General features: G+C 60.5%; 26 protein-coding genes and 1 pseudogene. 16 read left to right on the forward strand and 11 right to left on the reverse strand.

Annotated features, from left to right (window positions below; genetic code table 11):
• Positions 1–104 precede the first annotated feature (104 nt).
• From C9I57_RS25830 to C9I57_RS25850, 5 genes and pseudogenes are all read left to right on the forward strand, one after another.
• Complete coding sequence (locus C9I57_RS25830; protein ID WP_107153480.1) at positions 105–320, forward strand: DUF3820 family protein; 216 nt, start codon at positions 105–107, stop codon at positions 318–320.
• 208 nt (positions 321–528) lie between these two features.
• Positions 529–1,695 carry a GGDEF domain-containing protein gene (locus C9I57_RS25835; protein ID WP_107153434.1) on the forward strand — a complete coding sequence of 389 codons (1,167 nt, stop codon included), beginning with the start codon at positions 529–531 and terminating at the stop codon, positions 1,693–1,695.
• A 157-nt stretch (positions 1,696–1,852) separates the two neighbouring features.
• Positions 1,853–2,047 (forward strand): annotated as a pseudogene (locus C9I57_RS25840) (diguanylate cyclase); the annotation flags it as partial.
• Between the two features lie 133 nt (positions 2,048–2,180).
• The gene (locus C9I57_RS25845; RefSeq protein WP_258187818.1) at positions 2,181–2,720 is read left to right on the forward strand and encodes a Cache 3/Cache 2 fusion domain-containing protein; all 540 of its coding nucleotides are present in this window, start codon (positions 2,181–2,183) and stop codon (positions 2,718–2,720) included.
• 348 nt (positions 2,721–3,068) lie between these two features.
• Positions 3,069–4,121, forward strand: coding sequence for a sensor domain-containing diguanylate cyclase (locus C9I57_RS25850; RefSeq protein WP_107153482.1), 1,053 nt, complete (start codon positions 3,069–3,071; stop codon positions 4,119–4,121).
• Positions 4,122–4,453: 332 nt separating this feature from the next.
• On the opposite strand, the gene C9I57_RS25855 is transcribed toward C9I57_RS25850, so the two are convergent.
• The gene (locus C9I57_RS25855) at positions 4,454–4,759 is read right to left on the reverse strand and encodes a hypothetical protein (RefSeq protein ID WP_146166264.1); all 306 of its coding nucleotides are present in this window, start codon (positions 4,757–4,759) and stop codon (positions 4,454–4,456) included.
• 162 nt (positions 4,760–4,921) lie between these two features.
• Positions 4,922–6,109, reverse strand: a complete 1,188-nt coding sequence (locus C9I57_RS25860; protein ID WP_258187819.1) for a PAS domain-containing protein — start codon at positions 6,107–6,109, stop codon at positions 4,922–4,924.
• 305 nt (positions 6,110–6,414) lie between these two features.
• On the opposite strand from C9I57_RS25860, the gene bufB reads away from it, so the two are divergent.
• Together bufB and C9I57_RS25870 are read left to right on the forward strand one after the other, a co-directional pair.
• The gene (gene bufB / locus C9I57_RS25865; protein WP_107153437.1) at positions 6,415–7,275 is read left to right on the forward strand and encodes an MNIO family bufferin maturase; all 861 of its coding nucleotides are present in this window, start codon (positions 6,415–6,417) and stop codon (positions 7,273–7,275) included.
• Positions 7,259–8,083, forward strand: coding sequence for an HvfC/BufC N-terminal domain-containing protein (locus C9I57_RS25870; RefSeq protein WP_107153438.1), 825 nt, complete (start codon positions 7,259–7,261; stop codon positions 8,081–8,083). Before bufB ends, C9I57_RS25870 begins: the two co-directional genes overlap by 17 nt.
• A 46-nt stretch (positions 8,084–8,129) precedes the next feature.
• Here the strand turns inward: C9I57_RS25870 and C9I57_RS25875 are convergent, their stop codons facing one another.
• A complete protein-coding gene (locus C9I57_RS25875) occupies positions 8,130–9,200 on the reverse strand; it encodes a sensor histidine kinase (RefSeq protein ID WP_107153439.1) in 1,071 nt (356 codons plus the stop codon).
• Between the two features lie 7 nt (positions 9,201–9,207).
• Complete coding sequence (locus tag C9I57_RS25880) at positions 9,208–9,915, reverse strand: response regulator transcription factor (protein ID WP_107153440.1); 708 nt, start codon at positions 9,913–9,915, stop codon at positions 9,208–9,210.
• Positions 9,916–10,167: 252 nt separating this feature from the next.
• Between C9I57_RS25880 and C9I57_RS25885 the strand changes: the two genes are divergently transcribed.
• The 7 genes from C9I57_RS25885 (at position 10,168) to C9I57_RS25915 (ending at position 16,270) form a co-directional block, all read left to right on the forward strand.
• On the forward strand, positions 10,168–10,455 hold the full coding sequence (locus C9I57_RS25885) for a BufA1 family periplasmic bufferin-type metallophore (protein ID WP_107153441.1): 288 nt from the start codon (positions 10,168–10,170) through the stop codon (positions 10,453–10,455).
• A 79-nt stretch (positions 10,456–10,534) separates the two neighbouring features.
• The gene (locus C9I57_RS25890) at positions 10,535–11,044 is read left to right on the forward strand and encodes a DoxX family protein (RefSeq protein WP_107153442.1); all 510 of its coding nucleotides are present in this window, start codon (positions 10,535–10,537) and stop codon (positions 11,042–11,044) included.
• 107 nt (positions 11,045–11,151) lie between these two features.
• Positions 11,152–12,204, forward strand: coding sequence for a patatin-like phospholipase family protein (locus C9I57_RS25895; protein WP_107153443.1), 1,053 nt, complete (start codon positions 11,152–11,154; stop codon positions 12,202–12,204).
• Between the two features lie 26 nt (positions 12,205–12,230).
• Positions 12,231–12,512, forward strand: coding sequence for a BufA1 family periplasmic bufferin-type metallophore (gene bufA1, locus C9I57_RS25900; RefSeq protein WP_107153444.1), 282 nt, complete (start codon positions 12,231–12,233; stop codon positions 12,510–12,512).
• A gap of 23 nt (positions 12,513–12,535) precedes the next feature.
• Positions 12,536–13,879 carry an adenylate/guanylate cyclase domain-containing protein gene (locus C9I57_RS25905; protein WP_107153445.1) on the forward strand — a complete coding sequence of 448 codons (1,344 nt, stop codon included), beginning with the start codon at positions 12,536–12,538 and terminating at the stop codon, positions 13,877–13,879.
• Positions 13,880–13,984: 105 nt separating this feature from the next.
• Complete coding sequence (locus C9I57_RS25910; RefSeq protein ID WP_107153446.1) at positions 13,985–15,400, forward strand: NAD(P)/FAD-dependent oxidoreductase; 1,416 nt, start codon at positions 13,985–13,987, stop codon at positions 15,398–15,400.
• A 51-nt stretch (positions 15,401–15,451) separates the two neighbouring features.
• Positions 15,452–16,270 carry an acetoacetate decarboxylase gene (locus C9I57_RS25915; RefSeq protein WP_107153447.1) on the forward strand — a complete coding sequence of 273 codons (819 nt, stop codon included), beginning with the start codon at positions 15,452–15,454 and terminating at the stop codon, positions 16,268–16,270.
• A gap of 330 nt (positions 16,271–16,600) precedes the next feature.
• Here C9I57_RS25915 and C9I57_RS25925 read toward each other — a convergent pair whose 3' ends face one another.
• From C9I57_RS25925 to C9I57_RS25935, 3 genes are all read right to left on the reverse strand, one after another.
• Positions 16,601–17,575: an alpha/beta fold hydrolase gene (locus tag C9I57_RS25925; RefSeq protein ID WP_107153449.1), complete on the reverse strand. Its 975-nt coding sequence runs from the start codon at positions 17,573–17,575 to the stop codon at positions 16,601–16,603.
• Positions 17,576–17,747: 172 nt separating this feature from the next.
• Positions 17,748–18,086 (reverse strand): hypothetical protein, encoded by a 339-nt coding sequence (locus C9I57_RS25930; protein ID WP_107153483.1) that lies wholly within the window; start codon positions 18,084–18,086, stop codon positions 17,748–17,750.
• Positions 18,087–18,145: 59 nt separating this feature from the next.
• A complete protein-coding gene (locus tag C9I57_RS25935) occupies positions 18,146–18,565 on the reverse strand; it encodes a hypothetical protein (RefSeq protein ID WP_107153450.1) in 420 nt (139 codons plus the stop codon).
• Between the two features lie 128 nt (positions 18,566–18,693).
• On the opposite strand from C9I57_RS25935, the gene C9I57_RS25940 reads away from it, so the two are divergent.
• On the forward strand, positions 18,694–19,734 hold the full coding sequence (locus tag C9I57_RS25940; RefSeq protein ID WP_107153451.1) for a GlxA family transcriptional regulator: 1,041 nt from the start codon (positions 18,694–18,696) through the stop codon (positions 19,732–19,734).
• Positions 19,735–19,977: 243 nt separating this feature from the next.
• On the opposite strand, the gene C9I57_RS25945 is transcribed toward C9I57_RS25940, so the two are convergent.
• Positions 19,978–20,811, reverse strand: a complete 834-nt coding sequence (locus C9I57_RS25945; protein ID WP_107153452.1) for an MFS transporter — start codon at positions 20,809–20,811, stop codon at positions 19,978–19,980.
• Between the two features lie 334 nt (positions 20,812–21,145).
• Positions 21,146–21,997, reverse strand: a complete 852-nt coding sequence (locus C9I57_RS25950; RefSeq protein WP_107153453.1) for a helix-turn-helix transcriptional regulator — start codon at positions 21,995–21,997, stop codon at positions 21,146–21,148.
• A gap of 188 nt (positions 21,998–22,185) precedes the next feature.
• Between C9I57_RS25950 and C9I57_RS25955 the strand changes: the two genes are divergently transcribed.
• Positions 22,186–23,070 carry an SDR family oxidoreductase gene (locus C9I57_RS25955; RefSeq protein ID WP_107153454.1) on the forward strand — a complete coding sequence of 295 codons (885 nt, stop codon included), beginning with the start codon at positions 22,186–22,188 and terminating at the stop codon, positions 23,068–23,070.
• A 183-nt stretch (positions 23,071–23,253) separates the two neighbouring features.
• On the opposite strand, the gene C9I57_RS25960 is transcribed toward C9I57_RS25955, so the two are convergent.
• Both C9I57_RS25960 and C9I57_RS25965 read right to left on the reverse strand, forming a co-directional pair.
• On the reverse strand, positions 23,254–24,264 hold the full coding sequence (locus C9I57_RS25960) for an aldo/keto reductase (protein WP_308836375.1): 1,011 nt from the start codon (positions 24,262–24,264) through the stop codon (positions 23,254–23,256).
• Positions 24,264–25,397, reverse strand: a complete 1,134-nt coding sequence (locus tag C9I57_RS25965) for a LacI family DNA-binding transcriptional regulator (protein ID WP_107153455.1) — start codon at positions 25,395–25,397, stop codon at positions 24,264–24,266. The genes C9I57_RS25960 and C9I57_RS25965 overlap by 1 nt, the downstream gene beginning before the upstream one ends.
• Positions 25,398–25,407: the final 10 nt, after the last annotated feature.

Raw genomic sequence — 25,407 nt, forward strand, 5'->3', positions numbered from 1 at the left:
GCTGTTACCGGCCGCAGATTGTCGACGATTCAGGGCTGGACGCCGAACGGCTCCTTTTTGTGATCGAGTGCCGCCCACGTAAGAAAGCCGTGCACAATACCGCTATGCAAATCCCCGACCTCGAACGCCTTGTCACCCTCAGTATGCCATTCGGCAAATATAAAGGCCGAATCATCGCCGACCTGCCCGGGCATTACCTGAATTGGCTGGCTCGCGAAGGGTTCCCGCGGGGCGAGTTGGGCCGGCTGCTCGCGCTGATGCACGAAATGGACCATAACGGCCTAAGGGGCTTGCTGGAGCCGCTGCGCAAACGCGGATGAGCCATTACGTGAATATCACCACAGCAGCGATGGCAACGCCGGCGCGGTTCGCCGCGCATTTTCCCGACACGCGCACGAGATAAGATAACCGCTGGCCGCCGCAGCGATGCGAGAGCCTTGATTAGATTTCGTTTTTCTTTCATTCCTAGACTAGGATGCGGTCTCGTTTATCCTGCTTCGGTCTTCTTTCTTTCGCCTACTCTGTCTCATGCTCAGCCCCCTCGCTCTGCTAGGTATCGTGATTGTCTCTTGCCTGATGAGCGTGGCCATCCTTGGTTCGCTGCTTCGGACTGCGGTGCCGGGTATCGGCCGCTGGTGCGTGGCTCACGCGCTATTGGCCGCTGCATCGTCGTGGGTGTTGATCGCGGGCGCTCAGTCAGGACAGTTCGTGATGATCGGCGCTTCGCTCATTACGTTGATGGCGGTGCTGTTGCTCGTGCAGGGTATGCGTCAGTTTTTTGGTAAGGGTTCCGCGCGCCACGAAGAGTCGGCGGCGTTCGTCATCGTCTCCCTTGCGTTGGTGTACTTTACGTACGTGTCTCCGAACATCGATGCAAGAGTCACGCTCATATCCATCTTCCTCACCTATGCACGGATCGCTGTAGGTACCTTGGCTCTGCTTCACGCGCCGCCTGACGGCGCGCGCTACCCCTATCGATTCGTCGCCGCGGCCGCTTATCTAGGCGCTTTATTCCACGCCACGCGAGCCGCCGCGGTGGCCTTCGGCATGCCGCAGATGGCATTTCTGCAACCCTCCCCCTGGAACGTTCTGTTTCTCGGCCTTGCGATTGTCACGTTGCCGTGTATGTCGACCGGCATGGTGATGCTCGCGCACGATCAGCTCACCCGAAGGATGGAACAGCTCGCGAGTATCGATGAGCTGACGGGCGCACTCATGCGGCGCGCGTTCATGGCGAGGGCGAACATCTTGCTTCGCGAAGCGCTGGTATCGGGCAAGCCGCTGTCGATCGCCATTCTAGACATCGATAAGTTCAAAGCTGTCAACGACGGCTTTGGCCATGCCGCCGGCGATCGAATCCTTAGGCACGTGACATCGGCTGTGTCCACGCGACTGCGGTCGTGCGACCTTTTTGGGCGGCTGGGCGGGGAGGAGTTCGCGATTGTGTTCGTCAACGCGGGAAAGGCTGACGCAGCGGGGTTGACGAATGACCTGCGCCTTGCGGTCGAACGATCGCCCAATCAAGGTCTGCGCTGCACGTTTAGCGCGGGGGTTGAATGCGTTACGTCGGGTGATACGCTGGAGGGCGTCCTGGCGCGGGCCGACGCGGCGCTTTATATGGCGAAGGCGACAGGACGCAACCGCGTCGTAACGGCGCCAGAAGTCGAGGAGTGCGACGTCGTGGAGCCGGACTGAGCGGATCTGGCGATCCGCACTGCACTTGATGGGGAAAGTACTCGTATTAGTGCGTAACCGCCAACCAGCAGCGCCGGCGATCCGACGCCGATCTGCGCGCTATCTGGACTAAAAACGCTGAGGCTTCTCCCACCTCACCGAGGCGCGCGAATGGGCGAGCGCGGCGGCATCCGGCAAGCCGCTTTCGCTCGTCATGATCGACATCGATTTCTTCAAATCGTGCAACGACTATTACGGTTACCTGCAGGGCGACGAATGTCTTAAGCGCATTGCACGCGTGCTCGGCGAAGCTGCACGCCACATTGTTCTCACGGTGCGCGAGGGAAGCCGGGAATATTGGGTCGCCTACTGAAATGATTTTGAAATAAATTCGTTAGTGCCGCGTAATGCACTCGCTATACTCAAACAGGATATCGGAGTAGTCGCTCCATCGTCCGGGGGACGCTGCCGCCCCACCCCATCGGCAACACGGATTGGAGACCGACATGATGCCAAGAAACGTGGGCTTCATCGGGCGCTTTTTGGCGCTAGCGGCGTATGCAATTGCAATGTCACTTGTTCCCCAAACCATGAGCCGTGCACAGACACCGGAGAACGTGAAGCAAGCTATGGCTCTGCTGAAGGATAAAACAGCCAAGTTGGGGCCACCGGGGATCAAAGGAGAGGACGCTGTTGCCGGTAAGCAGGTTCCGGCGTTGTACTTCGGTACGACGAAAATGAACAACAACTTCGCGGTAGTCGACGAGGTTAAGAAGGAGATGGGCGGGACTGCCACGTTGTTTGTAAAGAGCGGCGATGACTACGTTCGTGTGGCAACGAACGTGCAGAAAGATGATGGCTCAAGGGCAATCGGCACTGTCCTTGATCCGAATGGAAAGGCCATCGCGGCGATTCGCGGCGGTCGTGCCTACTATGGTGAGGCCAACATCTTGGGGAAGCCCTATATAACGGGCTATGAACCCATTCGCGACTCCAATGGGGCCGTGATCGGCATCTACTACGTTGGCTATCTCAAAGCGCAATGAATCACGGTGAACGACATCGCGCTTCACAGCGTAAAGTCCATGGGGCGCCTGCGCCCGTCCGACGAACAAAGGCGGTCAAGGATAAAAAATGATGGGGACTTTGACCGCTCGCCAAGGCACAGCTGCCGTTTGACCGTCCCAACGAACCGGCGGCCGAACGGCGGTTCGTGGCCGCCGGACGCAAGGGGCAGCACGCGACCCAGGGTGTGGACGCTGTGCAACGAACTCGTCGATCCTATGGTCAGCAAGCCGCGCAGTATCAGGTTTTGGCGACCGATCTTCCGTGCCGCATTCAAGGCGCCGCTGCTACCGGCCGATAACGCACTTACGCGTTATTGGACGATCATGATGAGCCACGAAAACAAAGATTTGGCCGGCAGCCCACTTCAGGCCGCATTCCTGCGCCACGAGGACAGCCTTGTACCGCCTGGGCGCCTGCCCGGGGAGGACAACCCGGCCGTTTATCGCGCGCTGCTCGAATCCACCCGGGCGATCCCCTGGAAAATCGACTGGGCGACGATGCAGTTCGCCTATATCGGCCCGCAGATCGAGGCCCTGCTCGGCTACGCGCCGTCCACCTGGAAAACGGTCGAGGACTGGGCCGCGCGCATGCATCCGGACGACCGAGAGTCCGTGGTGAATTTTTGCGTCGCGCAGTCGCAGGCGGGCACCGATCACGAAGCTGACTATCGCGCACTTACGGCCGACGGCGGCTACGTTTGGATTCGCGACGTTGTCCACGTCGTGCGCAAAGAAAACGGCGACGTTGAGGCACTGATCGGCTTCATGTTCGACATCAGCGAACGCAAGCGCACGGAGCAACGGCTCGCGGAGCTCCAGCGCGAACTGGAACGCCTGTCGCTGTCTGACAGTTTGACGGGCGTCGGCAACCGCCGCATGTTCGATATGGTCATCGCGCGCGAATGGGCGAGCGCAGCGGCATCAGGCAAGCCGCTTTCGCTCGTCATGATCGACATCGATTTCTTCAAGTCCTACAACGACTATTACGGTCACGTGCAGGGCGACGAATGTCTCAAGCGCATTGCTCGCGTGCTCGGCGAAGCTGCTGGTCCAAACGCGTTCCTGGGCCGCTATGGCGGCGAGGAATTCGTGCTCGTGCTCGCGGAAACCGATGCCGACGAGGCCGTGCGCGTCGCGGAGCGTTGCCGCAATCTGATTGCGGATGAGGCCATCGCCCATCTGCGCTCGCCGCACGGTCAGCGAGTCACAGCGAGCTTCGGAGTGGGCACCGTTGCGCCGAACGAAGGTATTGACGTCACTGCGTTCATCAATCTGACAGATGCGCAGCTCTATCAGGCCAAGGAGCAGGGACGCAATCGCATTTCGGCGGTGGACCTGGCAGGTATCGGCGGCGCAGGGTTCAAGCTGCAGTCGCGCTGATCCCTTTGATAGCGAGAAGGAGATCGAAGCAGTCCTGTCGACCGTCCCCTACTGGCCGAACCCGAAGCCGATCATTGATGATGACTGGTATGTGTTTCCGCCGAATGAGAACTGGCCAGCCCTTGGCGGCCGCGTCCCCGCATCGGCCAGGTAGTTGGTCCAGGCAACCAGGTCGCCGCGCCGACGCGTGCGGCAAACGCAGAATAAGCGAACATCGCCGTCGCGCCCCCCAAAGTTCTCAGGGAGCGCGACGACGAGGAAGATTTCGGCATGGCCTGTTGCCGCATTACCATACGGTCACCCGCATTGCCGGCGGAGCAGGCCCGCTGACATCAATGCCCTCGAAACAGCTCGAGTAGCTGCTTTTGCATCTCCATCATGGATTGCATGAAGTCGTTGTCCGATTTTTCCATCGCCTGCTCGTGCTCCATCGCGGTCTGCATCATCTTGCTCTTGATCTGGATCACCTGGTCTCTCTGCTGCGGCGTCAGTTTGTCCATCGACATCGTAACTGGGGTATCCCACCACGGCCCGTAGCTTCCGTTGTGTCCGATACCACCACCCTGCGCGTGTGCCGTACCTACCGCACACATCAAAGGTACCAAAGCGCAGAGAACTGCTTTGCGAACGGTTTTCATGTCTGCTCCATCGAGAAAGTGCGACCCCATGCTGGCGGTCGAATCGCTTCGAGGTGCAGCACTGGAGCGACTGCCCGCGATTCTCGCGCGGCGCTTATTCTCCAGCCTGGACCTCTGGAAGCCATTCTCGTGAGCGGACTTCACGCGCACATCAATGAAAGATCACATATTGGTCACGGGTGGAGTCGCTGGCGTCTTCTCGCTTTCACGCATTGGAGATGCGATCTCGGCTGCGTCGAAGCGCGTTAGACGATCGAGCGCAGCCTTGCGCTCGATTTCAGCAGCCGCGCGTGCCGTGAATATCTGATACACGGCGTCGGTCAGAACGTCCTCCTGTCTCATTACCTCGTCGTTGAAGAACGCCATATGCCCAATGATGTGGCCTCGGCTGCCGAATATCGGGATACCGTAATAGCTCTCATAGTCCTTTTCGCGCGGGAACAACTCGCGAACGCGCGATGAATAAAAAACAGGACGACCCTCATCGAAGATCGCCTCACAAGGCGTGCCGGCCAGTTCGAACTCGATGTTGTCTACGAAGTCGCCGCGCCGCCAGTATGCAAGTGTCTGGACGCGCTTTGGGGGCCAACCTATGCACTCGGTGACGAAAGCGCAAGGGACTTCCAGCGCAGCGGCAAAATTGCGCACCATCGCTCGAAAGAATGCTTCCCCGCCTGTGCCTGAAGTGCCCTCGACAATGTGGTGCAACACGCTTTCGATTTGCTTGACGCGCGTGATATCCGTATCCAGCGCGACGATGCGCAACGCCTTGCCGTTGGCATGACGGATAATCGTGCCCAGCGAACTTACCCACCGGTACCGCCCATCCTGATGCAGAAGCCTGAACTGTTGCTCGAACTGGGTGACGTGCGATTCCAGCCGGCAATTCAACGTCGCGTCCACGGCTGCGAGGTCGAGCGGATGGACATGCTCCCGCCAGGCCTGAAGTGAATCGGGGAAGTCATCCTCGGTGTAACCGAGCATGCATTTCCAGCGTGGCGACAGTATGAACTGACCAGTTTGCAGGTTCCATTCCCATGCGCCGTCGTCTGAAATCCGCATGGCCAGCACGTAGCGCTCCTCGCTGTACTGCAGCGCGGCTTCCAGTTCGCTGCTTTTGTCGTTGGCAATCTGAACCGCCTCGCCGAGCGCGTCGACCGTGCCGCTCGCGCGCTCGAGCGCTTTTCGCACGGCGTCAATCTCATCCTTCTCGGTATCGAGCTCGCCGTGGTCCGCCCGTGAACGATACGTCTGCAGAATGTTGCGAAGCGGTTGCCGCAAGAAAATATCGATCGTCACACTGACCGCCGCAAGCACCAGCGCAAGACCGGTCGCGACATCGGCGAGCAACCCGATACGCGCGTATCCCGCAGGGACGCCAGGCACCCATCCGACAGCCAGCCATGCGAGCAGCAGTAGGCCACCCGCGGCGGCCGGCAGAACCAGCTTCGATTTGAGGCTCATACGGAGTGCCCCCCACGCTACGTGAGCGTGTCGAATAGATTCAGTCCTTCGACGATACGCCATCATCCCGCGCTGCACCAGCCGTCCGCGCTGGACGCCGTACGCGGGGACAAACAGTTCATGCAATCGTGACGGCTTCGTGATTTCTCGGCGCGAAACTGACGCTCATCAGCCACCCGTCGAGTTTCTCCATGCATGCTCCACCTTCCCGCTGTATGTCGCCTCAGTCCGTTCCCGCAGCGGCGGGCGTCGGATTACGCACCGTACACTATCAGCGGATACTGACCGAACGCCCGGCCATCGCATGGTTTGAAGTGCATAGCGAAAACTACTTCGGCGCGGGCGGGCAACCGCTCTATTACCTCGAGCGCGTTCGCCACGCCTACCCGCTGAGCCTGCACGGCGTCGGGCTTTGCCTGGGTTCGACCGGGACCCTGGACCAGGCGCATCTGCGGCGCCTCGACAATCTCGTGCGTCAGATCGAGCCGGGTCTCATCTCCGAACACCTGAGCTGGGGACGCGTTCAGCAGCGGTTTCTGAACGATCTGCTGCCGTTGCCTTTCACCGAAGAAGCGCTCGCCGTCGTATGCGACCACATCGACGAGGTGCAGGAACGTTTGCGCAGGCAGATCCTGATCGAGAACATTTCGACGTATGTCGAGTTCCGGCATTCGACGATGCCGGAAAGCGAGTTCGTCTCGCTCGTCGCCAGGCGCACCGGATGCGGCATCCTGCTGGATGTCAATAACCTGTATGTGAACAGCTCGAATCACGGCGTCGATCCGTTCGCCTACATCGACGGGCTGCCCGCTGGGGCCGTGACGGAGATCCATTTGGCCGGCCACCACCGTGCGGGCACATTGTTGATCGACACGCACGGCACACGCGTTGCCGAGCCCGTATGGTCGCTCTATCGCTACACGATCGAACGTCTTGGCCCCATCGCAACGTTGATCGAGTGGGACACTGACATTCCGGCCTTCGACGTGCTGATGAAAGAAGCCGGCAAAGCGACGGCGATCCTGGAGAATTGCGATGCCTTCCCTCTATGACATCCAGGCCGCATTTGCTGCCGCGATATTTGAGCAGGACCCGTCACGGGCCGAGGGCCTTATCGTCGGCACCGACAGCGGCGAACGGCTCGCGGTCTATTACAACAACGTGTATCGCAATTTCCTCGAAGCGCTGCGGGCGGTCTATCCGGTGGTTGAACGCCTGGTCGGCGAGCGCTTTTTTGCTCACGCCGCGAGCCGGTACATTCATGACACGCCGTCACCGAGGGGGGACATACAGTGCTTCGGGGCCTCATTTCCGGCTTTTCTGGCGAGCTTCCCTCCCTCGTCGGCGCTCGGTTACCTGCCCGACACCGCCGCGCTCGAATGGTGCATGCATGAGGTTTTCCACGCCGCGGATCATTCGCCGCTGTCGCTGTCCCAGTTGGCGATCCTGACCGAAACGGACTGCTCGATGTTGAGGTTTCGTCTTCATCCCGCATGCCGTCTGCTCGCCTCGGACTTCCCCGTTCTGAAGATCTGGCAAGTCAACCAGCCGGATCTCGGCATAGACGAAACCGTCGATGCGCAGGCGGGAGGCGAGCTTCTGCTCATCCGGCGCCCGGGCCTCGCAGTTGAAGTCGAGCCCCTTGAGCGTGGAGAGTTCGCGATGCTTCAGGCCCTGTTCGACGGCGCCGGCGTGGACGACGCGTACGGGTTCGCGCTGCAGGCGGATCACGATTTCCACCTCGGCGAATTCATCCAGCGCCGTATCGTCGATGCCACGCTCGTGGACTTTTCTGTTGGTCCTGGTGCGAGCGAAATGGAAAGTCGGCGCCGCACGGCTCACGGGCGCGTATCGCCATGAAGCTGACAGCGCTGGGATCCAGCGGCGCGTTCGGCGCCGGGCAGCACTAGCCAGCCGGCTGATCCGCCGAGGCTGCCGACAGTTCGACGGTAAACGTCGTCCCTTGGCCCAGCGTGCTCTCGACACGGATTTGCCCCCCGTGCAACTCCACAATGCGCCGCGCGATGGCGAGGCCGAGACCGGCGTTGCCGGTGTCGCCGGATTGTCCGCGATTGGCGCGATAGTAGCGATCGAAAACGCTGCCAAGGTCCTCCGGATGGATTCCCCGCCCGCTGTCGGTAACCTGCATTGCCACCCGCTCGCCGGCGGCTCGCACGCTGACATTGATCTTCCCGCCCTCCGGCGTATACCGCATTGCATTCTCGATCAGGTTTTCGAGGACGCGCTCCATCATGCCGATGTCGGCGCGAATCGGGCACTCAGTACTGACATCCGCGCTCAGCATCTGGCCACGCCTTTGCGCGCTCAGTGCCAGTTTCTGCACCACGTCCTGGGCGAGCTCGCCAAGCGGAAACGCTTCGACCTTAGGCCTGACCTCGTTGGCTTCAAGCTTGGTCAAATCGAACAGGTCTCGCACCAGTCGGCCAAGTCGTTCGCACTGCTTCACCGCAATCTGGAGGTAACGCATCCGGTCTTCGGGCGAGAGCCCATTCGCCTTGATCAGCATGGTCTCGAGGTAGCCCTGCATCGACGCGAGTGGCGTCCTCAGATCATGCGACACGTTGGCAAGCAGCTCGCGACGCTCATGGTCCACACGCGAGAGTTGCGCGAGCTGCATGGCAATTCGTTCCGACATTTCCTGAAACGCAGCAACGAGCTGCCCGATCTCGTCGTCGGACCCGCCCGCCTGTTCGATCCGCGCCGGCGTGGCAAAACCGCTGGCGCGAAACGCTTCGATGGCAGCAGCGAGCCTGCGCAGGCGGATCGTCAGAAAGCGGAACACGACGAGAGCAGCGATCAAGCTGAACAGCACCGTACCCACGATGAGGTCAGTCGCGAGCTCGAACAGACGCTGTGTCTCGAGCATGCGTTGCGACGCGAGGATCATGATCGCGCCGATCGCGATAAAAACCGTCATTAGCGCAGCGGCAAGACGGCTGTAGAGGGTGGCGAACATACGCCTGTCAGCTGCCTGATGCATTGCAGAACTTATATCCGACGCCCCATACTGTCTGGATGTATTCGGGCGAGTTCGGGTCGATCTCGATCTTCGCTCGCAGGCGGTTGATGTGCGAGTTCACGGTGTGCTCATAACCGCTATGACTGTATCCCCACACTTGGTCGAGTAACTGCCCGCGCGTATAGACACGCCCGGGGTTGCGCGCGAAATGCACCAAAAGCTGAAACTCCTTGGCAGTCAGCTCCACCGATGCGCCACGCACGGTCACCACCCGCTTCTCGACGTCGATCTTCAGGTCCTTCGATTCGATCAGCGCGTGCTCGCTCGAATCCGGGCTTGCAAGCATATCGACGAGGCGGAAGATCGCCTTCACGCGCGCAACGAACTCGAGGACGCTGAACGGCTTGGCGAGGTAGTCGTCCGCCCCTAGCTCGAGCCCCAGCACACGGTCGAGCTCGGTCGAGCGCGCGGTCAGCATGAGGATCGGAGTATAGCGGCGTTCAGCACGCAGGCGCTTGCAGATCTCGAGACCATCGATGCCGGGAAGCATCAAATCGAGCACCACCAGGTCGTAAGGCCGCGCGAGGGACTCAGCCAGACCCGCTCTGCCGTCGTTCACCACAGTGGTCTCGCATGCAAGCCCGGCCAGCTGCATGCGGACCAGCTGCGCTATATCGTTGTCGTCTTCGATTACCAGCACATTCCTTGACATGGCTCCCACCTTCATTCGACCGCCAGGCGTCTACGCTGCGTCGTGCGGTTAGTACAACGTACGCTTTGCCTTCAACCATTCTACTTCGCGATGCGCGCGTGTCTAGCGCTTGCAGCGACGCAGTCCCCTTGTGCCGTGCGCCGTGACAGAAATTTGATCATTGGGCAACAGACCCGTGAGCCGCGTTGCGCACACTTCCTCCGGGTGACAGGCAATTGCGCCTGTCCTCACGACCACTCTGGAGGAAACATCATGAAGAGCGAACGAATCATTCAAGGCGCGATCGCGAGCCTGCTCGCGCTGGGCATCGGGGCGGCCAGCACGCATGCTATCGCCGCCGGCGACACCGAAAAATGCGCAGGTATCGCAAAGGCGGGCAAGAACGACTGCGGGACCAGCACTAACTCCTGTGCGGCCACGGTGAAGGTGGATCGCGACGCGGAAGCGTGGGTCCTGGTTCCGAAAGGAACTTGCAGCAAGATCGCCGGCGGACACCTGCAGCTTTCCGAATTCGCAAGGCACGGCGGCAAGGCCGGCTGACGCTCGCGGCACGCAGGCGCCGCGTCGTCATGCGGCGCTCACCTTCCTTTTTGTTCAATCGACGAACGGAGGCTTGTTCATGAAGCCCTCATCGCAACTCTCGACGACACAAGCCTTGCCGCCATCCGGTCCCCTCCAAAAGGCACTCGGACTGCACCGTGTGGCCCTGCGGGTATTCGCATTCGTCACGCCCGCGCTCGACCTCGGCATTCGCATTTTGATCGGCCTTGTCTTCGTCCAGTCGGGGCTGACGAAGCTCGCGAGCTGGTCGACCACGCTTGCGCTTTTTCACGGCGAGTATTCGGTGCCGCTGCTCCCGCCCACTTTGGCTGCATGGATGGGCACGGCCGCGGAGGTCGGCTTTCCAGTCTTTCTCATCCTGGGCCTCGGCAGCCGTTACGCGGCGTTCGGGCTATTCATCTTCAACATCGTCGCGGTGATTTCATATCCGGACCTCAGTGCGGTCGGCTTGAAGGATCACCAGTATTGGGGTCTGTTTCTGCTCGTCACGCTGTTACATGGTCCCGGCAAGCTCTCGCTCGACTATCTGATCTCCCACTGGCTTGGACACGGCAATACACGCAGATAACGGCAGCGCGTCCAAGTTCGTATTTCTGAGCACCGACGCCGCCGCATCGATCACCGCGACAGCGCTCGCGGTCGATGGCGGCTGGACGCAGCACTGAGAGGTCCTTCATGAATCGGACGAAAATCGCAGAATCGGCGCGCGCCGGCACGAAACCGATCACGCTTGCGTTGCAGGGCGGTGGCGCGCATGGCGCCTTTGCCTGGGGCGTAATCGACCGGCTCCTCGAAGATGGCAGGATTGCGATCGAAGGGGTCAGCGCCACCAGTGCGGGCGCGATGAACGCCGCCGTGCTCGCCTATGGCCTCCAGCTCGGCGGCCCGGCCCGCGCGCGCACAGCGCTCTACGACTTCTGGCGCGACATTGCCCACGCGGCGCAGTACACCAGCCCTTTTCGCAAGCTGCCGTGGGAAACGCTGCTGCAAAATGGCGATACGCTCGAGTACTCGCCGCTGTACCTCATGACCGACCTGATGCTACGAGTGTTCTCGCCGTATCAGTTCAATCCGCTGAACATCAATCCACTGCGCGACGCGCTCGAGCGTCACGTGAACTTTGAGGCGCTTCGCGCCGCGTGTCCAATTCATCTGTATCTCTGCGCAACCAATGTTGAGAGCGGTAAGGTACGCGTGTTCTCAGGTAACGAAGTGACCGCGCAGGCGGTGCTTGCGTCGGCTTGCCTGCCGTTCCTCTTCCAGGCCGTGGAGATCGATGGCGAGCATTACTGGGACGGCGGCTACATGGGCAATCCCGCCATCTTTCCGCTTATCTACCACTGTGGCACGCGAGATGTCGTCATCGTGCATATCAACCCGATCGTACGGCGGGGCGTACCTAAGACCGCCGCGGAAATCATGAACCGCATCAACGAAGTGAGCTTCAACTCGTCGCTGATGCGCGAACTGCGCGCGATCGCCTTCGTGACGTCGTTGATTCGCGGCGGCAAGGTCGATCCCGCCAACATGAAGGAGATGCTGATTCACTCGATCCGTTCCGACGAAACCATGACAGCTCTTGGCGTCTCCAGCAAGTTCAATGCGGACTGGACGTTTCTCTGTTACCTGCGCGATGCGGGCCGCGCCCGAGCCGAAGCGTGGTTGCAAGAAAACTACGAGGCGCTCGGCGCACGCTCGAGCGTCGATATTCGCAAGGAGTTCCTGTAGCGTCGACGGATGTTGCCGGAGGCCGTATGAACCATCGCATTAGCAACGCGTTCGTGGTCATTGGCGCGATCAGCGCGATCGCGCTATCGATCGACCGCAATACGCACCTGACCGAGCATACCGTGGCTCCATTCAAGTTCAATCGCGAACGCTGTTTCGGGATAGTGCGCGCGGGCAAGAACGACTGCGGAACGGCGAAGCACGCATGCGCTGGACGCGCGCCACGCGACGCGGCCAGCGACGAATGGCTGCTGCCGGCAGGCACGTGCGCAAAGATTGTCGGCGGCACCATTAACCCCGTGCCCTGACAGCGAGGGCCACCGTGTCGAGCATGACCCAGAGGGCGTTATCGATGCTGAACGGCCGCGGGACGATCACGAACTGGCCGCCGCGCGTACAGCGCGAGCTTGAACGCGAGCAACATCGCAGCGAGCTTATCGTCACCGCAGTCCAGTTGCTGGTCGCGGTGCTGCTCGCCATTCTCTATGCGATCACGCCGCCCGGTTTTTCGCCGGACGCACCGATTCGCGCGGTGCCACTCGGACTCACGATCTTCGCCGTCACAACCCTAGTGCGGCTCTATCTTGCGGTGACCGGCCAGCTCGCGCGATGGATGGTGGGCGCCACGGTGGTGATCGAGATGGCGTTGTTGCTGTCGGTCATCTGGGCATATCACCTGCAATATGAGCAACCTGCGCCGTTCTATCTGAAGTGCACCGAATTCGCGTATGTGTTCATCCTGATCGCGTTGCGTGCGCTGCGTTTCGAGCCGGTATGGGTCCTGCTGTCCGGACTCACTGCCGCTGTGGGATGGCTGCTGCTCCTCGGCTATGCGTTATCGCACGGTACGGGCAACCCGGTAACATGGGACTATGTGACATCGCTGCGCTCGACACAGATCCACTACGGCGGCGAGTTCGACAAGGTGCTGGCCATCGTTGCGACGACCGGGGTGCTTTCCCTCGCGCTCGGACGCGCCCGCAGTTTCGTCATCAAGGCGCTGTCGGGACAGCAGGCCGTCACCGATCTTTCGATGTTTTTCGACGACCCGGTGGTCCATCGAATCACCCGCTCGGACCTGGCAGACATGCCGACACAGGCGGACGTGCGCGACGCCACCATCGTATTCTTCGACATGCGCGGCTTCACTGCCGCATCCCGCGCGCTATCCCCGGCCGCATTGATCGAGTTGCTGCGCGAATATCAGCGTCTCGTCGTGCCAATCATCCGGTCGCACCACGGCAGTATCGACAAGTTCCTCGGTGACGGCATTCTCGCCAGCTTTGGCGCGGTGGCGCCCGATGAACGTCATGCGGCCCATGCGCTCACTGCAGTCGATGAGGTCATGGCCGCCATCGCCCGATGGCGCCAAGCGCGCGCGGCGTCGAACCGACCGGCCCCGGATGTCGGCGCAGGTATTGCGAGCGGTCCAGTGCTGTTCGGTATCGTCGGCGACATGAGGCGCCTCGAATACACCGTTATCGGCGACACGGTGAATCTCGCCGCCAAGCTCGAAAAGCATAACAAGGTGGAAAGCACGCGTGCCCTAGCTGCAGAGACGACGTACGCACAAGCCCTGGCGCAAGGCTACGCAGGCACGAAGCCGGTCACGCCCGCGCGGCTCGTCGCGGGTGTGTCCGATCGGCTCGGCCTCGTCATCGTCTGCGGGCTGTGACAAAAAATTGATCTCTGGACGATGCGTGCGTGAGCTTCGTCTCACACACTGGATGACGGACCCGCAAGCCACTCCGGTTGCCGGGCGTACACAAGGAGTCGATATATGGATGCCGAAAAGAACATCGTGATCGTCGGCGGCGGCTTTGCCGGCACGACGCTCGCGCAAGCGCTGGAGAAGGCGTTGCCTGCGCCATACCGCGTGGTGCTCGTGAGTGACGAGAGCTACTCCACTTTCAATCCGATGCTCGCCGAGGTCGTGGGTGCCTCAGTGTTTCCCGAGCAGGTCATCGTCCCCATTCGTCAGATACTCAGGCAATCCCGGTTCATCATGGCGACCGTTTATGACGTCGACTATGAACGGCGCGAGATTCATGCCACCACGCTGGCGGGTCCACGCAAGATTGCGTTCGAGCATCTGATCTTCGCATTCGGTACCCGCGCGAATCTCTCCCTGGTACCTGGCATGTCAGAGCACGCAATGCCGCTCAAACTCGTCGGAGATGCGATGTTCATCCGCAACCAGGTGCTGCGCCGGCTGGCATGCATCGAACTCGAAGCAGATCCGGCGCTCCGGCGCCGCCTCGGTCACTTTGTCGTCGTCGGCGGCGGGTTTTCCGGTGTCGAGGTAGCAGGAGAGCTGGCTGACTATATTCACAGCGTGAAGCACTACTACGAGCTCGTGCACGACGACGAACTGGCGGTTACCCTCTTGCAGGACGCGAACCGTCTGCTACTCGAATTGCCCGAAGCACTCGGGCGCATGGCTGCCCAGGCAATGACCGACCGTGGTATCGACGTCCGTCTTGAGACGCGCGCTGCCCGAGTCGACGCGGACGGCATCACGCTGGAGGGCGGCGAGTTCATTGCTGCATCGACAGTGATCTGCACGATCGGAACGAAACCCAATCCGCTCGTCGAACGGCTCGGCGTACGCCTGCCCTTACCCACCCAGCGCGGGCGCATCGAAACCGAGGCCGACATGAGCGTGCGCGGTATGCCCTGTGTCTGGGCCATGGGCGATTGCGCGCTGGTGTGCAACGCGGCAACGGGCCAACCATCCCCGCCGACGGCCCAATATGCGGTCGCGCAGGCTCGACAACTCGCGAACAACCTGCTGCGCCAGCTCGCCGGACGCGACACACGCGCGTTCTCGTTTGTCGCAAGGGGGATGATGGCCACAATCGGGCACATGAAGGGCGTCGCGCAGATCTATGGCATATCCGTGGCAGGGCTGCCGGCCTGGCTGCTATGGCGCGCCTTCTATCTTTCGCGCATACCGACGCTTGGGCGCAAGCTGCGGATTTTCGTCGAATGGACCTGGAGCATGTTCTTCTCGACCGACATCACGCATTTGCGCTTTACGCGTTCGAATGAAGCGGACGGCGCACATCGCGATACACCTGCGGCTTCACCTCGCACGCAAGTGCATTCCATTGGTGATGGTGTTGCCGGGATGGACGTCGCCCCGCCAGTCGGGCGAGCGCCCGAAGCGATGCCAGGCGTCGGCGTCCGTACCTGACACATAGTCTCTGTCATCCCACTGCGGTATATGCCCCAAACGGAGCCAGTCATGAAACTAGAAGCTATTATGGGTCTGCCTTCGATGCCCGCCGCATCGCCGTCGTACCCTCGAGGACCCTATCGGTTCATCGATCGCGAGTACCTGATCATTACGTATGAGACCGATGCGGATGCGATACGCGATGCGTTGCCGGAGCCGCTGCAACCGGACGGGAGCAACACTGCGTTCTATGAGTTCATCCGGATGCCTGATTCAGCAGGATTCGGTGACTATACGGAATCCGGCATCGTGATCCCAGCGAAACTGGAGGGCGAACACGTTAACTTTACGGCGCAGATGTACCTCGACGACGAACCACCGATCGCGGGCGGACGCGAAATCTGGGGTTTCCCGAAGAAGCACGGTAGGCCGAAACTCGCCGTCGTCCAGGATACGCTGACAGGGACACTCGAATACGGCAGCATCCAGGTTGCGGTCGGCACCATGGGCTACAAACATCAACACCTGCTTTACGACGTCGAAGGCAGGCGGGCGTGTTCGTCCGATTCGATCATCGACAAGATGCGGACGACACAGGTCAATCTGAAGATCGTACCAGGCGTCGATGGCGTACCGGCGATTGCCCAGCTAGTCGGCTACAAGCTGACCGATATCGAGGTCAAAGGGGCCTGGTCGGGTCCGGCGCGGCTCGCTCTGCTGCCACACGTCAATGCGCCAGTGGCCGACTTGCCCGTAAAGCGTGTCATCGGCGCAGTTCACTTCATTGCCGATCTGACATTGCCATACGGACAGGTGCTGTACGACTACAAGGCCGATACACTAACGTCAATCGCGAAGCGACTTGTGGAGGTCGCAACAGACCTGTAAGCGGTCAACCGCCTGCCAGACCCAACCGACCGAAACCGGCCGGACAGTGACCAGATGCCGTCCGGCATGCGTGCGAGGGTCAGCGACTTCTTGCGCTACGATCAGAGTTTGTACGGTGATGGAGGAGGATCTACATGGGGTGTGCGTGCAGCGGGGCGCGGGCGCAGACGGACAAGGAACGGAAGACGTTGCGCGTCGCGTTGGCTTTGAATCTTGCGATGTTCGGCATAACCGACCCTCTTTCGCCGTTCGTTCTAGCGCAATCCCGATGCCGGCTTCCGAAGTGGAGCAGCCATCGGGTTTTGCGACAGCCAACGCCGGCGCACTGGCTCAGTCCCTCTCGGGAGTGCCGCCCGCGCTAAACGCGGCCCGAACGTCGTCCACCGTCTGTTTAGGCGCTTGCAAATGCGGATAATGGCCGACGTTACGGAGAATCGTAAGCTTCACACCGTTCCGGTTCGCGTACTCAACGCCCATTTCCTTGTTGATGTAGATATCCCGCTCGCCCCACACCACTTTTACGGGGACCTTCAGCTTTGCCATATTGGCTTCGAAGTAGTCCTGGTCGCGGGTGAAATAGGAATAGTAGTGGTAGAAGGCGTCTGCCGACGTGAACTCACTGCCCCAACCTTTCGCCATATCGTCCCTGAACTCCTGGGACAACCCGTAATGCTCCTCCGCCGGCATGCCTCGGAAGAATGTGTTTGCCAGGATTTCGTCACGGTTCTTGTTCATGGCTGCATGCACGGCGTCAGACGACGGCTTGGACTTCAGGCCCTGCAGGCTTTCGTACATGTACTGTGGGCGGTTGAACGGGGCAAAGTCGCCAACGATGATCTCCCGGGCGATATTCGGTTGCTCCAAAGCTGCCAACAGCGCCGGTAGTGCCCCGATATCGGTGGCATAGATCACCAGCCTCGAACTGTCGATGCCAGACGTCCGGATATAGTCTTCCAGGACATGGGCATAATCCTTCGGCGCATAGGAGAAGCGATCGGCCTCAGGACGCGAGGACTGTCCGTAGCCCGGCCAGTCAAACGCATGCACCGCGTAGTCGCTGGATAGGGATTCGGCAATCGGCTTCCACGCATACATCGTCTCCGGAAAACCGTGCAGGAACAGTACCGTGCCCTTGGGATGCGCAGGCAGATAGACCATATGACGCAGCTTGATGTCAGAATTGACCTGCACCTCGCCAACTTCAATCTTCGGCGCCGATGAGGATGACGCAGGCGGACGTGTGCCTGCGGAAAGGCTCATCGCTACTGTGGAGAGGGCCGTCGCCTTCGTTAAACGTTTGGACATGATCGTGATTCTCGTCTAGTGCTCGCGTGACAGATGCAGTGCATATGCATGATAAGAGGCAATGTAGTGTAGATACACCATATGCTCTAGAGAAATTGCGTTAACTAAATTGCACTTCCATGTTTCAGGATTGCGGACGCTCTGCTGTATGCGACCGTACCCCCTGTGCTTTCTACTGGGGTGAAGTGGGATTCACAAGCTTGCTCAACGGCTTGAGTGGGCCTATCGGGATGAGTGAGAATGTCATCAAGTGCGCTTTCCCCAAGGGAAGTGCCTCAAGCATTTCATGCGCTTGACCCACATCGGTAACGTTCAGGATGAACGCCACCCCAGCCTGGTCTTGCAGTGAATACCACTGATCAATGTTGCCCTCGAGGTAGAGCTGCGCTGTCTCGCGAACTTCGGCCGGAAGGATGTGCTGGACAAGCTGCATGTCCGTGCCCGGAGGAAAAGTGCCAATCGCCAATATCTTCGTGGTTGGCGTGGTTGGCATGGGAGCGGTGTGTGCCATGGAGACTCCAGTAGAAGCGACCATCACGGACGCTATTGTCAAATTAAGAATAAGGCGTTTCATAGCGCCGCGGATTCGGGTCCCGTCAGATAGCAATCGCGAAAGCGCTCATCGACGCGCTCCCACATCAGTTTCGAAAACAGCAGCGCTGCGTTGAGCGGACGATGATTGATGACCACGGAATCCGTCTCGCCCCGTTCGTTAAGGTGCGCGACGACCACCGTCTCGATCGGCACGCCCTGAATCTGAGAGCGATACGACTCCATATACAAACCGTCGCCAATCACGCCCTTGTAGCTGTGATGCTGGAATTCGTAGAGCGAGACCGCGTGTTTAATCACCGAGAGAATATCGTCCCGTCCCTCGATCGGACGCTTCAGGACAGTGGCTTCGAGCGTCGCGTTTGCAGTGAGGCTCGCCAGCCAGAGTGGCAGACCGCCAGTGGGTGCCATCACAGGGGCTGTATCGTTGAATTTCATGCTGGGTGCTCCCTTACAGTTTGTTCGTGATGCCCGTCCTCGGTTCATCAGATGCGCCCATGATCGGGGTTTACTCGTGCGCCCGGGAGTGGCAGTATCGCCATTATTCAAGGAATTTCAGACACGCAATGGCTATCATCCGCATCTGGGTTTATGACGGAATTCTCGCGTCCGGCGTCGCGGGTCCTGTTGACGTGTTCAGCGCAGCCAATCAGTTCCATGCGCGCAAGGCTGCCCCAGGCTCGACCTCCGCGCCCGTGTTCATCTGGCGCGTGGAATCGCTTGACGGGCGGCCCGTCACGGCGGCGTCAGGCCAGACGATTCACGTCGACGGCAAGATCGACCCGCGCAAACGGGCCGACGCCGTTCTGCTGACGGCACCGTTCTTCTCGACCATCGACGAGTTCATCGGGCGCCGCGAGCAGTTGAGCGAACTGTCTGCCGCGCTGAGGCGCCAACGTAAGGCAGGCGCTGTGCTGGCCGCTTATTGCACGGCCAATTATCTGCTCGCCGAGGCCGGCCTGTTGGATGGCCGCGCCGCAACGACGCACTGGGCGAGAGCCGCGGACTTCGCGCGTCGCTATCCGCGCGTCGAAGTTCGCGCACAGGAACTGCTGATCGAGCAAGACGGCATCATCTCGGGCGGTTCCGTGACGTCGTATCTGAATCTCGCGGTGCGACTCGTCGAGACATTCGCTGGAGAATCGCTGGCCACGATGACTGCAAAGGCACTGTTGATCGACATGAACCGGACTTCGCAGGCTTCCTATGCAACGCTTGTAGGTGAACATGGGCACACCGACACGCTCGTCGCGCGCGCCCAGCAGCAGATGGAGGCTACGTTGCAGCAGGGATTTCGATTGAGTGAGCTAGCCGCATCGCTTGCTGTCAGCGAACGCACGCTCAATCGCCGTTTCAAGGAAGCCGTCGGGCTCGCACCGTTGACGTATCTGCAGAATCTGCGCATCGAGGTCGCGAAACGGTTACTGGAAACGCGTCCGATTGGGCTCGAATCGGTTAGCCAGCGTGTCGGCTATGGCGATATCAGCACGTTTCGGCAATTGTTCAAACGTAAGACGGGATTGTCGCCGAGTGAATATCAGATGCGGTTTTCGCGTGCCGCGGCGGCGGAGAGCGTAGAAGTGGAGCCAGGCAGCAACGGCGGCTGAGGCTTTGCGACATCACGTCACCGCCCTCGTCATTTCCTCCCTCACGCCCCGCATCTTCCTGTTGTATCCCAACGTATCTGCAAACAGACTGTCCGATCTCGGGCGGCTGCTTCACGACGATCGTCTCTCCTGACGGCATGCTGATGGCCGAACCACTATTCGACTCTCGATCGTTACGTATCGGGTGGCTCACGTGTACGAGCAAAATTTCGAAAGTGACGCCGGGATAATGCTGCCAGCGGATCAGCTAACGCGTCGTCGGATCAGCTGGCGCAACGAGAGGGCGTGCAGCAGAATCGAGCTTGGCACCACGAAAGCAGGCGTCAGCACATCCGGATAGGCGCCGGCGCCAATGCTCGGCACATTCGGAACAATCAACTGGAACCGGCCGGGCGAGGTGATCAACCCCAAGGTAATTGCGACGGCGAAATCGGCGAGGCCGAAGATATTCCAGGCGATCGCCGCCTTTCGGCTTTGAGCTGTACTGGTCGCCAAGGTGAATGCCACCGGCACCGCAAACATGCCAGTCAGCACATCGCCAATTCCCGCCGGCAATGCGAACTCGCCGGGCAGCGCCCCACGCAGCCAGGCAGCGAGAGCGAAGCTGCCGAATACGCGGTAAAGCTGAAGAGCGACGAGCCAGCCCGCCGGCATCACATCGAGCACCTGCCCGATCCGGTTCGACAACAGTAACAGCGTCGCGCCGATGATTACCGGCAGAAAGATCGCCAACGGCAGCCACGGCACCGATGATGGTGAGGAGCCTGCGCGAAAGGCGCCATTGATCGCCGCGCTCCAGGCGAGCGCGAACCAAACCGTGTCTGGGACCATGATCGCCAGCCAGGTCGCGCGGCGTTGGCCCGGCGTCAGGGCAGTGCTTTCGAGGCCGAGCCACAAACCGACCGCGATAAGCCCATGGGCCACCAGCTGATGGGCCGTTGTCGGAACGCCGCTGGCCTGAATAATCGGCTGCCAGTAGATCAATACGATCCACATGACTGTCAGCGGGACGATCCAAAGCAGACTGCGCGAAGCGGGACGCGGCGGGACACCAGCGGAAACAGGGACGGCGGTCATCGCGGTTCTCCAAGTGAACTCGGGTCTTGCACTCCTGATTTGCACGTTAGGTGTACCATCGTCTCGCGCGAACGACTATTCATCGCAATGTTGACGGGCTATGAAGCAGAAGTTCACAGTCAGGCCATGCCAATCCCGAGGTCGAGGTGGAGATAGCCGCAAGCGAGGAACTGATCGATCTTGCGGCGGATTTATTCTCAAGAAGCACGCCTTGCGCTATGCGCGTATTGGGAGGGTCGCGGATCGGCTGCGCCGACTCCGCAATGCAGCGTTAGCTATATCGCTGGCGGGTACTGTCGGTTGCAACATCCGATAGGCTTTTCCGCTGGGCCGGTCAGCGGGATGCCTTTTGATGCTTTTCGATCAGCGAGCGAACCACTTCTGTGTCGGCGGGCGTCGCTGGGGAGTAGACGACCATGCTGAGGTCGGGTCGGCCATCGATGACGAAGGACGAATGCTCGAACACGAGCGGTCCGCCCTGTGGATGCAGGAGTTGTTTAGTGCCTTCACCGAAGGAGCGAACGTCATGGGTCTTCCACAGCATCGCGAACTCTGGACTGGCACGGCTAAGCTCCTCTACCAGCGCCGCCACGCTCGGAGCCGCGTCGGTCGCTGCCGCCCGTGCTGCATCGGCCCGGAAGACCGATACCAGGAGCCGCGCAACGCTGTCCCAGTCGGACTGAAAGTCTCGGACTTGTGGATCGCAGAAGATGCGCCGAAGGATGTTGCGCTGTGACGGTTCCAGCTCATCGTAGTTGAACACGACCCCTGCGGCGTGATTCCAGGCAACGAGATCCCAGGTCAGCGTCTTCACATAGGCCGGGCTATAGACCAGCGCATCGAGCACGCGCTGAATGCGGGGCGAAATGCTTTCGGTTTGCTGATAACGGACTTCCGGCGGTCGCCCCAAGGCAAGCAGGAAAAGATGCTCGCGCTCGGCATCCGTCAGCATCAGCGCGCTCGCGATCCGGTCCAGCACCGCGGCGGACGGCGGTCCGCCGCGCCCGCGTTCGAGCCAGGTGTACCAGGTCACGCTGATGTTGGCCCGCTGGGCCACTTCCTCCCGACGCAAACCGGGCGTGCGTCGGCGCCCGCCGGCAATCCCGAAGGCAGCTGGATCGAGCCTGGTGCGGCGATCTTTCAAATAGGCCCCAAGGGCGTTCTCATTCGTGGCTGGCGTGCTCATCCGGTTAGGAACTATACCTGTATGAGTTAACTGCTTTACCCGGATACATTATGAGCCGAGAGTTAGCCCCGGTCTACTTTCGATCGGGATGGGTGCTTTCCATACTTTCGTGCCTGTTCCCATCTCTGCGTATTCCCATTCTCGGGGTAGGCAAGTTATTTCCGCAATGACACAAGGAGATTTTGATCATGCGTGTATTTGTAACTGGGGCAACCGGCTGGGTCGGCTCGGCCGTCGTGAACGACCTCATCGCCGCTGGCCATCAAGTGATCGGCCTTTGCCGTTCGGAAGAGAAGGCGGCAGCGCTGGCCGCCACAGGCGCCGAAGTCCTGCGCGGCACGCTGGAAGATCTCGACTCCTTGCGTCGCGGCGCCGCGGCTGCGGACGGCGTGATTCACACCGGCTTCAACCACGATTTCTCGAAGTTCGCAGAGAACTGCTTGGTGGACAAGCTCGCCATCGAGACGATCGGCGGCGTGCTCGAAGGTTCGGACCGTCCGTTGCTCGTGACGAGCGGCACTGGGCTGCTGGCGCCGGGTCGTCTCGTGACCGAGGACATGGTGCAGGGTTTCGATCCTGCATGGCCTCGCGCTTCTGAAGAGGCCGCCATCGCTCTGGCGGCGCGCGGGGTGCGCGCCTCGGCGGTGCGCCTTCCTCCGACGGTGCATGGTCACGGCGAGCACGCCTTCGTGCCGATGCTGATCAACATCGCGCGGGAAAAAGGCGTCTCTGTCTATGTCGGCGATGGTTCTAATCGCTGGGCCGCAGTGCATCGCCTTGACGCGGCGCGCGTCTTCCGGCTTGCGCTCGAACACGGCGCGCAAGGGGGGCCTTTCCATGCCATCGCCGAAGAGGGCGTGCCCTTCAAGGCAATCGCCGAAGTAATCGGCCGACGCCTGAACGTCCCGATCGTTTCGAAATCGCCTGAAGAGGCGGCGGAGCATTTCGGCTGGTTCAGGTTCGCCATGATGGACATCCCGGCGTCGAGCGAGCGAACCCGGTCCCTGCTCGGCTGGAAGCCGCAACAACCAGGGCTCATCGCGGATTTTGACCACCCAGCCTATTTCTCGTAGCAGCGCACTCGCATGGTGGCGCCATCAGCGTCTATTTCGATCACGGCACGCCGGGACTAGGCCCCACCTCGAGACGTATCAAAACCCGAAGTGGGGTTGCCGGCGCAACACGAAATGTCGATCCATTCGAGCACCAGAATGTGGGCAATGACCCTTCCTTGGTCGTCGCGCCCCGAAGCCCTATCAACGAATGGGCTCCGGCGCGTGTGCCGGGATTAGCCCATCAGCCTTCAGCATCCGCCAGAGGTCGGCTGGAATCTGCGCTGACATCTCTTTCACGTTTTCGCGAACCTCGTCCGGGTTCCGTGCCCCGGCGATGACAGCGCAAACCGCCTCCGGAGCGCTGCAAAACTGCAACGCTGCGGCCTTTAGGCTTACGCCGAACTGAGCACAGCGCGCTCCGATCAGAGCAGCCTTTTCAACCATTTCAACGGGCGCCGTCGAATACTCGAACGTCGTACCCCCTGCGAGAAGTCCCGAGTTGTAGGGGCCGCCGACTACCAGTTTTGCTCCGCGCTGTTCGCATGCGGGAATCAGGCTGTCAAGCGCCGACGTATCGAGCAACGTATATCGACCCGCAAGCAGGAACACATCCGGGTCCGAATCAATTAGCGCCCTGATGCAGGGTTCCACTCGGTTGACGCCCAAGCCCCATGATTTGATCACGCCCTGCGCGCGCAGGTCGGAGAGCGCTCGCGCCGCGCCGTCCATTGCGGTGCGATACTGAGTTTCCCAATCGGCGCCATGCGTGTCTTCCGCAGCATCGTGGATATAGACAACATCGATCCGATCGATACCGAGGCGCTCCAGGCTGTCCTCGATGGAGCGATATGCGCCGTCCGATGAATAGTCGTACTCGACGCGGAAAGGCAGACCGAAGACATAGCCATTCTGGGCAGACGGCACTGAATCGTCTGAAACAAGGATTCGGCCAACCTTAGTGGACAGCACGAAATCCTGCCGCGGCAATTCGCGGAGTATTTGGCCCAGGCGTTGTTCGGATAGGCCCGTACCGTAAAACGGCGCGGTGTCGAAATACCGAACGCCGCTTTTCCATGCCGCCCATATCGTCTGCGCAGCGAGCTCTTCGGATACGGGCGAAAACAAGTTGCCCAGAGGCGCACCCCCAAACCCGATCGGTCCGGGAATCGTGACGCCGCTTGTGGGCTGCACCGCTTCTATTTGGCTTTCCACTATGTATTCCTTTCCGCGAGCAACTGCTCGGCGGCGCTGGCATTTTTAGAGCGCGACTTTTTCCGCGACTGCTGGCCCGCGGTTACAGAGACCATGGGACCTGCCGAACTGGCCACCGAATCGCGCCTCGAGGGTGGACTTTTGCATGACTGACGCACGACGAGCTCCGGCGAAAAGACCATGTGTCGGGGGCTGCGGTCGTCTCCATTGATGCGCTCGATCAGCATCCGGAGAGCGGCTTGGGCCATTGAGTCGACCGGCTGACGTACGGTCGTCAGCGCAGGGGAAAAGGCGCTTGCCCATGGAAAATCGTCAATTGCGGTAACCGATACGTCCTCAGGACAAGCGACGCGCTTTTCAGCCAGTGCTCGCATTGTGCCGATCAGCATCTGGTTGTTCGCAACAAAAATAGCGGACGGCGGCTCCGGCAAATCCATGAGCTCAAGCGCGGCTTGGTAGGCTTCCGGCTCGCCGAATGCGCCTTGACGAACATACTCGGGCACGACCGGCAGGTTTGCGGCTGTCAGCGCATGCTCGAAGCCGCGCAAGCGGTCGCGACCGGGCACGAGATACGGAGGCCCGGCGATGATCGCAATGCGCGTGTGGCCGAATTTCAGAATATGTTCGACAGCAAGGCGTGCGGCGCCCATGTTGTCGAGCGCGACCGAGTCCCACTCATTGGAGAGCACCACATGGTCGACTACCACGATCGGCATGAAGCCGGAGTCGGAGCGGAGCTCGTCATACGAACGTTCAGGTGCCGAAGCACAGAGGATTGTGCCGACGGCCAGATGCGCGCGCAGCATGCGCAAGTAGGCACGCTCCTGTTCGAAATCCCGATCGCTGTCGAACAAGAGGACCGAGTAGCCCAGCGCATGCGCGCGTTTCTGGATACAGTGGACTAACTCGGTGAAGAACGGGTTCGTGATATCCGGCACGACAAGACCTAGAAGCTTGGTCGTGCCTTTCTTCAGGCTGCTCGCGATCGTATTCGGGGCATATCCCAACGTCTTGACTGCGGAGCGAACACGCGCCGTCAGATCCGGGCTCACATATGTCGAGCCGGACAAAACCGCCGAGACGGTCGCCACGCTGACTTCCGCGAGGCGTGCCACATCCTTCATTGTTGCCATGATTCTTGTT

This window comes from Trinickia symbiotica (genome assembly GCF_003028655.1).
GTDB lineage: Bacteria > Pseudomonadota > Gammaproteobacteria > Burkholderiales > Burkholderiaceae > Trinickia > Trinickia symbiotica_A.